At 56.1% G+C, this 14,412-nt stretch carries 15 protein-coding genes; 2 read left to right on the top strand and 13 right to left on the bottom strand.

What is annotated here, in order from left to right:
* Positions 1 to 2: 2 nt before the first annotated feature.
* The 4 genes from bioC to bioB are packed head-to-tail and all read right to left on the bottom strand — an operon-like array spanning position 3 to position 3,826.
* Positions 3 to 863: a malonyl-ACP O-methyltransferase BioC gene (gene bioC, locus EL386_RS01050; protein ID WP_126452423.1), complete on the bottom strand. Its 861-nt coding sequence runs from the start codon at positions 861 to 863 to the stop codon at positions 3 to 5.
* Complete coding sequence (gene bioH, locus EL386_RS01045) at positions 856 to 1,650, bottom strand: pimeloyl-ACP methyl ester esterase BioH (protein WP_126452421.1); 795 nt, start codon at positions 1,648 to 1,650, stop codon at positions 856 to 858. Before bioH ends, bioC begins: the two co-directional genes overlap by 8 nt.
* Positions 1,647 to 2,795, bottom strand: coding sequence for an 8-amino-7-oxononanoate synthase (gene bioF, locus EL386_RS01040; RefSeq protein ID WP_126452419.1), 1,149 nt, complete (start codon positions 2,793 to 2,795; stop codon positions 1,647 to 1,649). Before bioF ends, bioH begins: the two co-directional genes overlap by 4 nt.
* A 23-nt stretch (positions 2,796 to 2,818) precedes the next feature.
* On the bottom strand, positions 2,819 to 3,826 hold the full coding sequence (gene bioB, locus EL386_RS01035; protein ID WP_126452417.1) for a biotin synthase BioB: 1,008 nt from the start codon (positions 3,824 to 3,826) through the stop codon (positions 2,819 to 2,821).
* Between the two features lie 148 nt (positions 3,827 to 3,974).
* On the opposite strand from bioB, the gene EL386_RS01030 reads away from it, so the two are divergent.
* Together EL386_RS01030 and EL386_RS01025 are read left to right on the top strand one after the other, a co-directional pair.
* Complete coding sequence (locus EL386_RS01030; RefSeq protein ID WP_232020223.1) at positions 3,975 to 4,655, top strand: ComF family protein; 681 nt, start codon at positions 3,975 to 3,977, stop codon at positions 4,653 to 4,655.
* A gap of 108 nt (positions 4,656 to 4,763) precedes the next feature.
* On the top strand, positions 4,764 to 5,864 hold the full coding sequence (locus EL386_RS01025; protein ID WP_126452413.1) for a GGDEF domain-containing protein: 1,101 nt from the start codon (positions 4,764 to 4,766) through the stop codon (positions 5,862 to 5,864).
* Here EL386_RS01025 and EL386_RS01020 read toward each other — a convergent pair.
* The 9 genes from EL386_RS01020 to EL386_RS00980 form a co-directional block, all read right to left on the bottom strand.
* Positions 5,861 to 7,342, bottom strand: a complete 1,482-nt coding sequence (locus EL386_RS01020) for a tetratricopeptide repeat protein (RefSeq protein ID WP_126452411.1) — start codon at positions 7,340 to 7,342, stop codon at positions 5,861 to 5,863. The genes EL386_RS01025 and EL386_RS01020 overlap by 4 nt on opposite strands.
* Positions 7,276 to 8,196, bottom strand: coding sequence for an ExeA family protein (locus tag EL386_RS01015; RefSeq protein ID WP_126452409.1), 921 nt, complete (start codon positions 8,194 to 8,196; stop codon positions 7,276 to 7,278). The genes EL386_RS01020 and EL386_RS01015 overlap by 67 nt, the downstream gene beginning before the upstream one ends.
* A 33-nt stretch (positions 8,197 to 8,229) precedes the next feature.
* Positions 8,230 to 10,020: a pilus (MSHA type) biogenesis protein MshL gene (mshL, locus tag EL386_RS01010; RefSeq protein WP_126452407.1), complete on the bottom strand. Its 1,791-nt coding sequence runs from the start codon at positions 10,018 to 10,020 to the stop codon at positions 8,230 to 8,232.
* Between the two features lie 18 nt (positions 10,021 to 10,038).
* Complete coding sequence (locus tag EL386_RS01005) at positions 10,039 to 10,395, bottom strand: hypothetical protein (RefSeq protein ID WP_126452405.1); 357 nt, start codon at positions 10,393 to 10,395, stop codon at positions 10,039 to 10,041.
* A gap of 4 nt (positions 10,396 to 10,399) precedes the next feature.
* Complete coding sequence (locus EL386_RS01000) at positions 10,400 to 11,077, bottom strand: type II secretion system protein GspM (RefSeq protein WP_126452403.1); 678 nt, start codon at positions 11,075 to 11,077, stop codon at positions 10,400 to 10,402.
* Positions 11,074 to 11,688 carry a PilN domain-containing protein gene (locus EL386_RS00995; RefSeq protein WP_126452401.1) on the bottom strand — a complete coding sequence of 205 codons (615 nt, stop codon included), beginning with the start codon at positions 11,686 to 11,688 and terminating at the stop codon, positions 11,074 to 11,076. The genes EL386_RS01000 and EL386_RS00995 overlap by 4 nt, the downstream gene beginning before the upstream one ends.
* A gap of 3 nt (positions 11,689 to 11,691) precedes the next feature.
* Complete coding sequence (gene pilM / locus EL386_RS00990; protein ID WP_126452399.1) at positions 11,692 to 12,618, bottom strand: pilus assembly protein PilM; 927 nt, start codon at positions 12,616 to 12,618, stop codon at positions 11,692 to 11,694.
* Between the two features lie 245 nt (positions 12,619 to 12,863).
* Complete coding sequence (gene ubiA / locus EL386_RS00985) at positions 12,864 to 13,721, bottom strand: 4-hydroxybenzoate octaprenyltransferase (RefSeq protein ID WP_197722185.1); 858 nt, start codon at positions 13,719 to 13,721, stop codon at positions 12,864 to 12,866.
* Between the two features lie 116 nt (positions 13,722 to 13,837).
* Positions 13,838 to 14,389 carry a chorismate--pyruvate lyase family protein gene (locus tag EL386_RS00980; protein WP_126452395.1) on the bottom strand — a complete coding sequence of 184 codons (552 nt, stop codon included), beginning with the start codon at positions 14,387 to 14,389 and terminating at the stop codon, positions 13,838 to 13,840.
* Positions 14,390 to 14,412: the final 23 nt, after the last annotated feature.

Here is a 14,412-nt window from a genome sequence, read left to right as displayed (position 1 = left end):
GTTTATTTCCGCTGTAAACTTTCTATGCTCACCGAGGCCAATTGCGCATTGACGGGGGCCCAGGCATGACCATAGACCACCTCGTAACTGGCCGGCACAACACCATCGCAGCGAAATTTTTCATAGGCCTGCTCAAAGGCCTGTAATCGCTTACGACCCGTCAGCCCGCGTTGACGGCCGTGCGCCACATTGTGTGCACCGATCCCTTTCAGCTCACGCATGAGGTCATAGACACTCTTGTAGGTCAGGGTCAGATTTTCTACATCCATGACCGGTTCCGCCAGGCCGGCCTGCATCATCGCGTCACCGATAATGTGCATATCGATAAAGTTATGCACGTGTTCGCGCTCATCAACCATCGCCCAGCTTTGTCGCAATTCGGTCAGCGTATCCGGGCCAAAGGTAGAAAATAAAACAAACCCACCCGGGCGCAGTACACGACGGAACTCAGTAAAGGTCGTCTGCAGTGCTTCACACCACTGCATGGCCAGGCTGGAAAAGATCAGGTCAACACTGTTATCGGCAAACGGCAAGGCCTGTATGTCAGCGCATAGCGGACGTATTGGACGCCGCCAGCTAGAGCGTTTGCGCATTTTTTTCAGCATGGGTTCGGCCAGGTCCAGGCCATAAGTGCGCGCACGCGGGTAACGTTTTGCCAGAGCCGCCGTATGTTCGCCGGTGCCGGCACCGAGATCGACAATAACCTTCGGTTCGGCACGAATATAGTCGAGTCGTTCGAGCATGCGTGTACCGACTTCGCGTTGCAGAAAGGCGAAGGCATCATAACTGTCTGCCGCCGCAGAAAAAGAACGTCGTACGGCCTCGCGGTCCAGGCGCTGCTTGGCGATAAATGGCTCAGGCATGTTGCTGTCCTGTTGTCTGCGTCGCCATCAAAAAGGCATTAATGGCATTCAGGGTTTCATCATGGTGTGAAAGAAATGGCGCATGCCCGGCCTTGTCAATAATCTCGAAGACGGCATTGGGAAACAGCTTTGCCATCTCCGCCAGGGCCTGCCGAGGCAACAGGGTGTCACGCGCACCGGCCAGTAATAAGGTCGGGGTCTTGATCATGGCCAACTGCCCGCGCAAATCAGCCTGCCGCAACAGCTGTAAACCCGCCTGCAGGGCCTCACTGACGGGTGCCGGCTGCAGCAGGACCCGCCTCAACAGGCGCGCATCCTCGCCGGCCTGTTTACTGCCGCGGGTTTGCAGGGCAATAAACCTTAACAGGGTGGCACGCGAGTCATTGATTAGGTCCTGATAAAAGGCCTCGAACACTGCAGGGTCTACCGCGCACGGCCAGCCCTCACGGCTAACAAAACTCGGCGTTGAATCCAGCAGGATCAGTTTATCAATCCGCCCGGGTTCGAGTAAGGCGGCCTGTTGTGCCACCAGGCCGCCCAGCGACCAACCCAGCCAACTGGCATCCAGCGGGGCGATGGCCAATACCGCCTCGGCCAGGGCCGGGAGGGAATCCATGACGCCGGCCTGATACGGGCTATGACCATGCCCGGGCAGGTCGATACAGGTCACGCTAAAGTGTTCCGCAAGGCTCTCACGCAGACCTGCCCAGACGCCACTGTGCGCACCCCAGCCATGCAGCAAGACGAGACCGGGCCCCTGCCCGCTTGTTTCGCTAAACAACCTCATGCCAGCGACGCCAGTGCAGACAAGAGTCGGTCAATCTCTGTCTCCGTGTGTGCGGCCGACAAGGTGATGCGCAGGCGTGAACTGCCCTCTGCCACGGTCGGCGGGCGGATCGCGGAAACCATAATCCCCTGTGCCAGCAAGGCCTCGCTCATGGCGAGGGCACGCGACGCCTCACCCACCAGCAGTGGCTGAATGGCCGTTGTCGAGGGCATGAGCGATAAACCCAGTTGTGCTGCACCCGTGCGGAAGCGTTGTATAAGCGCATGCAGGTGCTGACGACGCGCGCTGTCGGTCTGAATGATCTTCAAACTTGCACGGGTCGCCTCGGCCACCGCAGCCGGCAGGGCCGTCGTATAGATATAACTGCGTGCCTTCTGGATCAGCAGTTCAATCAAATCCTCACTACCGGCGACAAAGGCACCAAAGGTACCGAAGGCCTTGCCGAGTGTACCGACCAGTACCGGTACCTCCTTATCGCTCATGCCAAAATGCTGCAGCGAACCGGCACCGCTGCTGCCCAACACACCGAGGCCGTGGGCATCATCGACCAGCAGCCAGGCATTATGTTTGTGGCTCGCAGTGGCCAGCTCAGGTAAGGGCGCGATATCCCCGTCCATGCTGAAGACACCGTCGGTGATCACCAGCTTGTCCGTTGCCGAACTCGCCGTCAGGCGTGCAGCGAGTGCTGAGGCATCGGCATGTTTATAACGACTATGTTTTGCCTCACTCAGTTGTGCCGCATCGATCAGCGAGGCATGGTTGAGCTTGTCGCCAAAGACCTCGTCATGCCGATCAGTCAGCGCGGTAACCGCGGCGAGATTGGCCATGTAGCCTGTCGAGAACAGCAAGGCACGCTCTCGGCTGACAAACCCGGCCAGCTCTTCCTCGAGAGCATGATGGGCATACTGGTGACCGGTCACCAGGTGCGCGGCACCGCTACCGACACCATAATGATCGGCCGCATGAATAAATGCCGCCTTCACATCCGGGTGGGTGGCCAGGCCAAGGTAGTCATTACTGCAGAACACCAGGCAGTCCCGGCCATCGATGCACATGTGTACGTCACTGGCACCCTCAGCAATGCGCCGCGAACGATACAGATCACGCTGATGTTGCTCTGCCAGCCTGGCAGCCAAATTAAACACGGGGAGCAAACACTATAAACAACCTAGTGTGAACAGGGTTCGGGATTGCCCGCGGTAATGCCCAGGCGGCGGAACAATTCCCGATCATGCTCGGCTTCCGGGTTATCTGTGGTCAAGAGTTTTTCGCCATAGAAGATAGAATTGGCACCGGCAAAGAAGCACATCGCCTGCAATTCATCGCTCATGTTTTCACGGCCTGCAGACAGGCGCACCTGAGATTGCGGCATGATAATTCTTGCCACCGCGATCATGCGGACGAACTCGAAGGGGTCAAGTTCATCAACACCCTTTAAAGGCGTGCCTTCCACCTGCACCAGCAGATTGATCGGTACACTCTCCGGGTGTTCCGGCTGGTTGGCGAGTTCCATTAACAGGCCGGCGCGATCGCCGCGCCCCTCACCCATGCCGATGATGCCGCCACTGCAGACACTCATGCCACTGGCCCGCACATGACGCAGGGTCTCGAGGCGATCCTCGTAGGTACGCGTGCTGATGATCTCGTCGTAATACTCACGCGAGGTATCCAGGTTGTGATTGTAATAATCGAGCCCCGACTCGCGCAGGCTTTGTGCCTGACCCTCGGTCAGCATACCGAGGGTCATGCAGGTCTCCAGGCCCATGGCCTTGACCCCGCTGATGATCTCACTCATTGCCGGCACATCACGGTCATGCAGCTTGCGCCAAGCCGCGCCCATACAGAAACGCGTCGCCCCGCTCTTCTTCGCTTGTTCGGCGGCAGCCAGCACCGTTTCTGTATCCAGCAAGCGTTCCTTTTCCAGGCCGGTGTTGTAATGCGCGCTCTGCGGGCAATAGGCACAGTCTTCGGGGCAGGCACCGGTCTTGATACTGAGCAGGGTACTGACCTGTACGGTATTCGGTTCAAAGTTGTCACGATGGATACTGTGGGCGCGAAACAGCAGGTCATTAAACGGCAAGGCAAACAAGGCCTCGATCTCAGCCTGGTGCCAGTTGTGGCGAAGCATGGTCTCTGCAACGGCTGGGCCGCTCAGATTTTCGGGTGTGGCAGACATGTGAACTCTCCGTTCAGCTCAGGTTGCCAGCCGGCAACCAACTCGGTATAGAATGCCTGCATGGTAGCCTGCACAGGCCGGCTGTCAACGGGAAAGGATGCCCATAGTGTACAACTGGTTAAAAAATCGCCTATTTGGGTACATACAAGTGCCCTGTCTGCTTTGTGGCGACCTGCATGACCGGCCCGATCTGGATATCTGCCCGGGCTGTTATCATGAGTTGCCCTGGCTGCCCGCGGCCTGTCCGCGTTGCGCCAATCCCCTCACCGATACACACACCGCCCTCTGCGGGCAGTGCCAGCAACAAATGCCGGCTTTCGACAGAACCGTGGCCCTGTTCCGCTACCAGCCGCCCCTGGATCGCCTGATCCTTGATTTGAAATTCCACGGCCAGCTCAGCCATGCCCGCCTGCTGGGGGCGATCATGGCGCAGCACCTCGAGCATCATCATCGGCATGTGCGGCACGTGGACTGCCTGTTGCCCGTACCGCTACACCCGCAGCGACTGCGTGAACGGGGTTTTAACCAGGCCATCGAACTGGCCCGACCACTGGCCAAACGCCTCGGTATCCCTATCGATAGCCAACACTGTCAGCGGCAACGGCCTACCCACGGACAATCGGCACTGCCCTTGTCGAAACGCGCGGCCAATATCAGGAATGCCTTTGCAGTGAATCCACCCCCTCACTGGCAGCATGTCGCCATTATTGATGATGTCATGACCAGTGGTCACACCGTCAATGCCCTGGCCATGGCACTGAAGCGCCAGGGCGTGGAAGAGGTCTCGGTCTGGTGCTGCTGCCGGGCCACCACGGATCAACATAGATAATAAAAACACTGGCAATCAGAGCATGATTTCGCATAATGTGATGCACATCGCTTCATGTCAGCGCGGCTTTGCCTAGGCTGACCTTATGTCGTATAGGCCAGAGCCAGAATGCTAGATGACAGCCACAGCCGTCGCAGCTTGCAGCGCCAACTCAAGGTGTTGCTCGATGAGGCCAGACGCAATGAAGACAAGCTCCAGCGCCTGCAGGCACTGGAGTTATTACTGCTGGGGGCTGAGTCATTATCCGAATTGATCGACATGCTGCTACATCGCTACCGGGAGGATTTCGGCCTCGATGCGGTCAGCCTGGTGTTGATCGATCCCCACTATGAGATCCGTCGTTTTCTTGAAGATGAAAACAGCAGCATCGCTAATAATGCTAACCTGATCTTCAGGATTGATTGTGATGCCATGCCGGAAAATACCAGCAGCTTGTTTCCCAGCCTCGGTGCCTACCATGCCCGGCAACATGCAGAATTATTCAAGCTCGCCCACAAAGAACTGAACAGTGTCGCCCTCTTGCCTCTGGTGCGACAGGGACGCGTCATCGGTTGCCTGAACCTCGGTAGCCATGACAGTCGGCGTTTTGTGAACGGCAGCGGCACTGACTTGCTGGAAAGGTTAACGGCCATTGTCTCCATTTGTCTGGAGAACACCCTTAACGTTGAGCGCCTGAAACACACCGGGCTGACCGACGGACTGACTGCAGTGAATAACCGTCGCTTCTTTGATCAGCGTATTCATGAAGAGGTGGAGCGTGCCCGCCGTCATCAGAATCCGCTCTCCTGCCTGTTCATCGATCTTGATTACTTCAAAAAGATCAATGACGAGCACGGGCACCAGAGTGGTGACAAGGTGCTAAGAGAAGTTGCCGGTCTGCTCAATGAGCAAATGCGGCGTTCAGATATTCTGGCCCGTTATGGCGGAGAGGAATTCGCCATCCTGCTCTGTAATACCAACCTGGATGCCGCTGAGGAAATTGCCGAGCGCCTGCGCCTGACCATACAGGCCAGTCCGCAGAGTGGTATCAATCACGAAGAAATCCCCGTGACCGTCTCTATTGGCGTGGCGACCACCCTTCCTGAAAAGGATGCCCAGGCAGATAACCAGCAACTCGCCGACAGGTTGATTGCCCGTGCCGATGAGGCCCTCTATGAGGCCAAGAAGGCCGGCAGAAACCGCATACATCTACTCGGCGACAAGTATTAACCGCCCAGCAAACGAATCCGGTCACGCACAAATTTCTGCAGCCCCGCCTGTAGGCCCTTCGCCGCCAGTGCACGTCGATAGGCCTGCAATGCCTCAGTCCGGTTATTCAGGGCCTGTTGTGAAATAGCCAGTCCCATCCACCAGACCGCATGCGATGGAAAGACCTCTACCAAGCCCTGGTAGACCCTGGCCGCGGCGGCATGGTTGCCACTACGCTGGTATAAGGCCGCCAGCAAGGCATAATAATCGCTGTACTCGCGTGGCGAGGGGTGTTGCGCCTCAAGCACATTGATCGCATCGGCCTCGCGCCCCTGTTCCATGCGCACACGCGCCAATAACAAATTGAACGGTATATGACTGGCCTGCTGGCGGATTCCCGCCTGTAGAAGTTCGGCCGCCTCGCTATATTGCCCTTGCCGAAACAACAGCCCTGAAAGCAGTTCGCGCGCGGCAAGGTGGCCGCTATCCAGTTGCAGGACCTCACGTAACAGCCTGGAACCCTCCACGACCTGACCCCGTTTGAGCAGGGTCGAGGCCTTCATGAATACGGCCGGGGCCTTTTCTACACCTGTCTGCTGGCGCAGTGTCTTGGAAACACTGCCTGATACCTTATCTGCGACAGGAACGGGGGGCTCTGCACGTGGTTCAGGGTCGGCCGTGACCTTCGGTGGTGCAACGACGTTAAAGACATACGTTTGTGAGCTGTTTCCGGCCTCAGGTTCCACCTGCACCGTCCAGGCATCGGTTTCGCTACCGGGGTTAAATCTCAGCCGCAGGTGTGTACTGTCGATAATCTCTACCTGATCCGCGTCGAGTGTCTTGAAAGACCGGCCACCATCCCATTCCAGCAACACCTGCAGAGGGCTAATAAATCCTTCACCATAGACATTCACGGTCTCTCGCCTGCCGGTCGCCATCAAGGGTGAGGGCTCAAATCGCTGAATATGCGCCTTGACGACGGGCTCACTCACTACCGGTTCGACCGACATCGTTGCCGTCGGCACCACAGCCGATGCGTCTTTATCTGCTGCAGTGGGTGCAGTGGGGGCTGAGGCGATGGGTGGCGTCAACATGGCCTCCTCCGGCATTGCCACGAGGGCGGGAGGTTCGACGGCAACGACCCGGGCCGGCTGAGGCGCTTCGACCCTCACCACCTGCGCACGTGACGGGGCGGACACCACCTCACTGGCCTGTGCCGGTGTCACAGGCATGGTCGGCTGATAATAATGTTCCCAGACCAGCCAGGCCAGCAAGGCGACGACCACCACCAACAACAGCGGCACCAGCCACTGACCACGCCGGCCGCCGCGTGCATTGGGGTTCGCACCCAGGTCATTAAGGATGCCACCCGGGTTAGCAAAACCTTCGGCACGCCGTTGCTCAAGGTCCTTGAGCATCTGGTTAATCACACTCATTGTGCCACCCTCAAGAAGAACCATGCGCCGCTGGCGATAGCCGACACCGCCATACCCAACCATACATATCTCGGCCAGCCTATCCTTTTCCGGCTATACAGGTTTGCGTCCTCCGTATCGGCAACGGCTGCCCTGACGTGTTGTACCTGTATGGTTCTGGCACCCTGCCCGTAGGCGGCCATTAAGGCCTTGTGCGCAATGATATTCACCAGGCGTGGCACACCACGACTGGCACGACACAAAACATTCATGGCCTTATCGGCAAACATCGGTGCACCGCCATAACCGGCCACCACCAGCCGGTGCGCAACATAGGCCTTGACGCCCTCACAGTCCATGGACGGTAGTGTGTAACTAAAGGCGATACGCTGGCGAAATTGTCGGACGGATGGCTTGGCCAGGATATTGTCCAGTTCCGGCTGTCCAAACAGGACAATCTGCAACAACTTATACTTCTCGGTTTCAAGGTTGGTTAGCAGGCGCAAGGCCTCCAGCGACTGCTCGGGCATGGCCTGTGCCTCGTCAATCATCAGCACCACTCGCTTGCCCTTGGCGGTAAGCGCAATTAGATGATCGGTGATCAATTTGAGCGCGCGATGCTGGCCGATATCACGCGGGCAATCAATATCGAGTTCCTCAGCGAGGGCCATCGTCAGGGCGGCCGGGCTCAGGTAGGGATTGGGGATATAGGCGGTAACAAAGTGCTTATCGACGCTGAGCAGATTCAACAAGCGGCGGCACAGCAGGGTTTTACCGGTACCCACTTCGCCACTGATCTTGATAAAACCTTCACCACTGCGCAGTGCCACCAGCAGGACATTCATTGCCTCCTGATGACCGGTATTGTTAAAAAAATAACTTGTATCAGGAGTGATAGAAAAAGGCAGCTCACGCAACGCAAAATGTTCAAGGTACATGCCTTACCCCATCAAGACTACCACGACGAACCGCTATTCAGCCCGCGTGCCAAAGACTTCTGACTTACCGCCGAAATGAAAACCCTGGTCCAGTTTATGGAAACGATCGGACGACTTTTGCAGACTACCCTTCCATACCGAATCAGAGTCTACCACGATAGGACGCAATAAAATCACCAGTTCACTCTTGCGGGAACTTTGCTGGGTGTGTCGAAACAGGGAACCCACTACCGGGATATCACCGAGTAATGGCGTTGAACCGATATCTTCACGGGTACTATTCTGCATCAACCCGCCAATCACCACGATCTGGTTACTCTGTGCCCGAACAATACTGTCCGACTCACGCACACTGCTTTGTGCCAGGGGCAGGGATTGCTGTTCACCACCGATCGTAATCACCTTTATCTGTTCAGCCACCTCGCTGACTGTCGGGTGAATGTGCAGAATGACATTGTTGTCCTCGTCAATTTGCGGGATCACGTCGAGGGCGATACCGGAAAAAAACGGTGTCAGGGTAACCGAGGGCGTACTGGTCGTGGTGGTACCGGTTATCGTGGTACTGGATACCTCGGTAACAAAAAATTCGTCGGTACCGACCTTGATGACGGCCTTCTGGTTATTCACTGTCGAGACGCGTGGGCTGGAAAGTACCTGTACGTTACCCTGTGTCTCGAGCAGTTCAATAAAGGCGGTAAAGTCATTCAGGTTCAGGGCCAGTGAGAACACACCACCGAAGGCCGACGTCAGGGCATTATCGACGGGCAGCAGATTTTGTGGATTCAGGTTTCCGGTCTGGCCCTGGATCTCACTCGCGCCATTGCCGAACAGGCTGCCACCACCGGTCTGGCCGCCTACGATGGTCTTGCCACGCCCCGGTTCACCCAGTGCCGCCCAGTTTATGCCGGAGCGAAAACCATCACTGAGCTCGACCTCGATGATCTTCGCCTCGAGGATCACCTGGCGCTCGACCACATCCTGGGTGGTATTGAGAAACCTGGCGACATCACGCAGTTCGGAAGGCATGGCACGCACCACGACGACACCCGACTGCGGGTTGATCACCACGCTACGGCCACCACTATTGCCAATGATAATACCCAATGAGGTTCTTAATTCACTCCAGAAATCCGCCTCGGAGTTGGTCTCAACCTGGCTACCGGATATCTCTGCTAATGACGCGTTATTCGAACTCGTGGTACGTGTCGTACCATTTGTTGTTCCACTGGTGCTTGATTCAGCACTTGGCTGTGATACCTGGCCCGAACTCACACGGGTCTGCGACTTGCCGCTACGGATCACATTCAGGTAATTAACCTCAAATATTCTTGAGTGCAGACGGCGTGGCAAGACCTGGTAGACATTGCCATTCTGACGGTATTCATAACCATAGACATCACGCAAGACAGTCATAACTTCCGGAATGGTCACATCCTTGAGTGTCAGGGATATACTGCCGGTCACATCCGGATGCACGACCATATTTAAATGTGTGCCGTCGACCAGTCCCATAAAGAAACTCCGCGCCTCGGCTTCTTTGACGGCAATATCAAAACGTGACTCCGGTATATCAACCTCACCGGGAACATTAATATTGATCGGCGGCACCAGGGCATCACTGACAGACTGTGGTGTCTGCTGCATGCCTTGTTCTGCATTATCGATGCCTTCCTGGAGGGTTGCGTGTATATCATCAATGGTGGTGCCGCCCTTGGGATCCTTCGTCGCACAAGCCGAGAGGAATACTGCAACCACAACGCCTGCCAATACAGGCCAGCACACAGGTCGCTTCGATGCTGATGTTTTATGTTGTGATGTATGCATAATCCTTCTGTCCTGTTTCTATTTATCGCTAACGGATTTAACCGGCAGCGATAATAATTTCACTGTGAATGTTTCCGTATTATTTCGCAGTGTTACCCCGGTTGCGCCAATCCGAATCACACGGGCATTACCTATCTGTTCGCCTTGTCTGACAGTCTGGCCATTAATTACCGCCAGGCGGCGTTCTGCCGAGATCAAAATCGAACTAAGCTGCCAGACAGGCGCATTCAACTGTTGCGTATCCGCGCCTGTACCGGCAAAGTCGGGCGGCCGTGTCGGGTCTTCATAGGCATGCGCCATCAGTGATACTCCGACATATAACAGCAATGCTGATACAAATAAGCGCGTGCCTGAAGATGACTGCTGTTTCATCATTTTTTCAAACACCAATCCATGCCTCGTTCAGGCTCAGCGTATTGACTGTTATCGTAACACGCGCATGCGGATAGTCCTCTACGACAAAATCCACACTGCCCCAGTAAAAGCGTCTCGACAGTTTTTCCAGCTCCTGCATATAACGCAAAGTAGACAGGTAGCTGCCCTTGAATTCAATCTTCAGCGCATGCCGGTAGACACCCGGCACTATGCTCTTACCACGTTTGTTGTTTTTTGCCACATCATCTTCCGCCTCGGTTAATGCCAGCGGCGGCAACGATTGTACGCTAACCAGCTTCAGGTCGGTCTCGCGGGTCAGGACTTCCTCAAGCACCTTGGCCATTTGTTGCGGACTAATCAGGTCTATGGTCATTTCCTGAAGTTGTGCATCGAGTGTCTGCACGACCTTCTTAATAGCCATGATCTCAAGATTGTCCTGGGCATTCGGGTCCGCCGCAGAATGGTCAATAACATCTTTTTGCCTGGCCCGCAGGCGTTCCAGGTCCTTGTTCTGTTTTTTCAGCTTGACCTGTAATTCCTTGGCTTGTTTTTCCAGTGGGTCCAGCAGTACCTGATTCCAGATTAAAAATATCGCGATGATCAGCGCCAGCAACAAAAAACCTCGCTCACGCAGGCTCAGCATATCAATCCAGTTTGCCAGTTGTTGCCAGCGTTCCCTCATGGCTGTTTGCCCCCGGAAATACTCCGCAGGCTGAAGTTAATGGCCGCAGGGTTGTCCGTGTCTCGCTTCATCTCGAAGATACGGAAGCTACTACCGCTAAAGGATGTCTCACCGGCGAGGCGCTGCAAAAACTCAGGCACCAGTTCCGGTTTCAGGGAACTGCCATGAATCCCGATCACATTGCCACCCTCTTCAAGCTCAAAATGGCGTAACCACATTCCCTCCGGGCGTTGTCTTGCCACGCCCTCAAAATAGGCAGAGAACCCTTTGTCATTACCGATACTGCGGCTGGACAGGGTCTTGAGCAAAAACTGCTTGGCCCGGCGCTCTTTTTTCAGCTCGGCCAGTTGTTCTTCGATCTGCCTGCTTTTTTGTTTTGCCGGGTAACGGCGTGACAGGTCTTCCAGCCGGGCCACTTCGCCGACATATTGCTGCTGGAGTCTTTCAGACTGATGCGCCAGGTCATAGACATTCCAGCGCGCATAGGCATAAATCCCCGTAAAAAAAACAATACTGCCGACAAAGACAAACAACATGGTCCGTGCCGAAAACACCTTTTCCTGTTTGCGGAAAATCGGCTGGTAGAGATTGATTTGCTGTTGTGCATTCATTTGCTACAGGGCCTTTTGTTCCAGACGCAAGGCCGCACCGATGGCTGTCAGGCAACGTGCCTGGGTCGCCACGTCAATCGTATCGTCCATATCAAAGATACTGTTCAAATCGAGCATACTTACCGCCATGCCGAGATTGGCCGACAGATAGGGGATCACCCCTGGGATATCCTGCTCCAGGGGCGCCAGTATCAGGCTGCTGATCGGGGGTTGTGAAAAATGGCTCTCATAGTAATCCAGGGAGCGCTGCACCTCGAGAACAATGCGCTCCAGGGCCTGCCGTGTTTGCGGGTGCAATTCGCCATCGTGACTACCCGCGGCCACCATCTGTTGCAAACCGATATCGATATTCCGTGACAGGTATAGCGAGCCCTGGCGAGTCAGGGTGATCAGGCCGCTGCGTTGCCCAAAATAAAGCAGGGCCACGCCACGCACGTCTTCATCAAGCAGGGCGGCGATGTTGCGAATCGCCAGTTCAGGGATATCGATAATTTCCAGCGCCAGCGAGGACTTGTCGAGGATGCCTACCTGTTCCTGGATCAAGGATGACCTGGCCGCGACCGCATACATCAGGCGCGCCTTGCCCGGGGCCACACCCTGCTCCGGGATCTCGAAAACATCAATGACGGCATCATCAATATGAAAGTCGATGAGGTCCTTGATACGCCAGCGCACGGCGGCCTTGAGTTCGGCCGGTTGCACATCCGGGGCCTCGATCAATAACAGCGAATGAGAATCCGGCTGCATGACGATCACACCCCGGCCCTGTTCAAGACCCAGCTCACTCACCAGCCCCTCCAGTACCGTGGCGGTATCGGCACCGGGCTCCGTTGGCAGGTAACGACAAACATCGAGCCGTGGCCGGTGAGCCTCCTCGCGCTGAACCCGGGCAATAGCAATACCCTCGGCGTCCAGGCTGACAGCCGTCAAACCCCTGCCCTGAGGCTTTCGTTTTAGTAAGGCAAACAGAGTGCTGTCCTCGGCGATGGTCAATTTCGACCCATGTAGTCTCGATTGAAGGCCAACGTTAGCCTAATCGTCCGGATTAATCTTTAATCTTCCATGAGTTAACAGCATATTACTCATGTAGTTTCTAAGATTCACACAGCAAATCACTGTTGTCAATGCAATAATATAGATGAGAACGGCAAGATTTGGCCTACAAAGCCCCGGCCTTACCTTAGCCAGTAATCCAGTAAAATCCCTGCAAACACGGCCATACCCAGCCAGTTATTATTCAAAAAGGCACGAAAACAGGCCTTGGGCTGCCGATCATGGATTAAAACCTGTTGATAGGCACTCAGACCCAAGGCGACCAGGACACCGAGGTAATAATAGCCCCCCATTTCCGCCTGCCGCCCGACCAACAGCAAGACCAGGATCAACAAGGCCTGGATAAGGCCGATAATGAGCCGATCCGCCTCACCGAAGAGGATCGCGGAGGATTTCACCCCAATGCGGATATCATCGTCTCTATCGACCATGGCATACATGGTGTCATAGGCCGTTGCCCACAACACGGTGCCCGTGAGCAACAACCAGGCCAGCTGCGGCACCCCGCCGGTCTGCGCCGCAAACACCATTGGCACGGCCCAGCCAAAGGCCAGGCCGAGAAATACCTGTGGCAGATAGGTGTAACGCTTGGTATACGGATAGATAAAGGCCAGTAGCGCACCGATGATGGACAGTTGGATCGTCAGGGCATTCATGAACAACACCAGCGCGAAGGCGCTCAGGCACAGGCCGACAAATAGCCACCGGGCCTCACGTGGGCTGACGTCCCCGGTGGCCATGGGCCGTCCTTGCGTACGCACCACGTGTGGGTCGATCTTACGATCGGCGTAGTCGTTAATGACGCAACCGGCCGAGCGCATCAGCAACACACCCAGGCTGAAGACGATAAACACATCAATGGACGGCTCACCCTCAGCGGCGATCCACAGTGCCCACAGGGTCGGCCAGAGTAACAGGAGAATGCCGATCGGCTTATCGAGTCGCATCAACAAGGCATATTGCCGCAGGCGGTGACGCAAGGTGGCAGGCACGGACTCGACGTATAGGGCGTGTAATCTTCTTAGCGGGTTTTGCATTACGGCTATTATCGCCAAGCCGCCGTGATGGTGCCAGCATTTAACATGCCGCGACGCACCTAGGTGTGTTTTGGGGTGCCTGGCAAAAAGATCTCGCTGACCAGCAAGGGTTTGTCATGCAGGCGGAATACCGAACGGCGCCCCCAAATCGCCGCTGGCTTTTGTCTTTGCCGCTGTGTGGCCACACGGAACAAACGCTGGCCGGGGTGAATACAGGCCAATTCGACCTCGCCACGCTGCATGTCGGGGGCGGCGAACAACACCGCACCGAGTGGTTTGTTGCCCAGGTGCATGAGTCGTCGCTCCCGACCGGTGAGGGTGGTATCCGGGATCACAGTGCGGGCGAACACCCAGGGTTTGCCATCACAGTGTAGATAGACCTCACGTATCAATGCCCGGCGGCTCTCCAGCAGACCCATCGCACGCGCCTCGTTATGTAGTGGCTTGTCCCACCCCTGGCGGATCACCTCAACACTGAAACAGCCCTCACAGGCACGTTGCAGACGTCGGGTCAGCGAGGCGGGGTCGAGCAACCATTCCCACCAGCCGGTCGGCACCTGACTGCGTAACAGGCGGCGCGAGCGGCGCCAGACGGGTTCACGATGATGCATAACAAACCTTACCACGATGGCTG

The organism is Sulfuriflexus mobilis (assembly GCF_003967195.1).
GTDB classification, from domain to species: domain Bacteria; phylum Pseudomonadota; class Gammaproteobacteria; order AKS1; family AKS1; genus Sulfuriflexus; species Sulfuriflexus mobilis.
Note: the sequence above shows the minus strand (reverse complement) of the source record. Positions and strands in the feature narration are given on the sequence as shown.

Bases quoted from the DNA above. Each gene is read 5' to 3' on its own strand.
- bioB (WP_126452417.1), bottom strand. From the start codon at position 3,826: ATGTCTGCCACACCCGAAAATCTGAGCGGCCCAGCCGTTGCAGAGACC.
- EL386_RS01005 (WP_126452405.1), bottom strand. From the start codon at position 10,395: ATGATGAAACAGCAGTCATCTTCAGGCACGCGCTTATTTGTATCAGCA.
- EL386_RS01015 (WP_126452409.1), bottom strand. From the start codon at position 8,196: ATGTACCTTGAACATTTTGCGTTGCGTGAGCTGCCTTTTTCTATCACT.
- mshL (WP_126452407.1), bottom strand. From the start codon at position 10,020: ATGCATACATCACAACATAAAACATCAGCATCGAAGCGACCTGTGTGC.
- bioH (WP_126452421.1), bottom strand. From the start codon at position 1,650: ATGAGGTTGTTTAGCGAAACAAGCGGGCAGGGGCCCGGTCTCGTCTTG.
- bioC (WP_126452423.1), bottom strand. From the start codon at position 863: ATGCCTGAGCCATTTATCGCCAAGCAGCGCCTGGACCGCGAGGCCGTA.
- EL386_RS00995 (WP_126452401.1), bottom strand. From the start codon at position 11,688: ATGAATGCACAACAGCAAATCAATCTCTACCAGCCGATTTTCCGCAAA.
- EL386_RS01025 (WP_126452413.1), top strand. From the start codon at position 4,764: ATGCTAGATGACAGCCACAGCCGTCGCAGCTTGCAGCGCCAACTCAAG.
- EL386_RS01020 (WP_126452411.1), bottom strand. From the start codon at position 7,342: ATGGTTGGGTATGGCGGTGTCGGCTATCGCCAGCGGCGCATGGTTCTT.
- EL386_RS01000 (WP_126452403.1), bottom strand. From the start codon at position 11,077: ATGAGGGAACGCTGGCAACAACTGGCAAACTGGATTGATATGCTGAGC.
- EL386_RS00980 (WP_126452395.1), bottom strand. From the start codon at position 14,389: ATGCATCATCGTGAACCCGTCTGGCGCCGCTCGCGCCGCCTGTTACGC.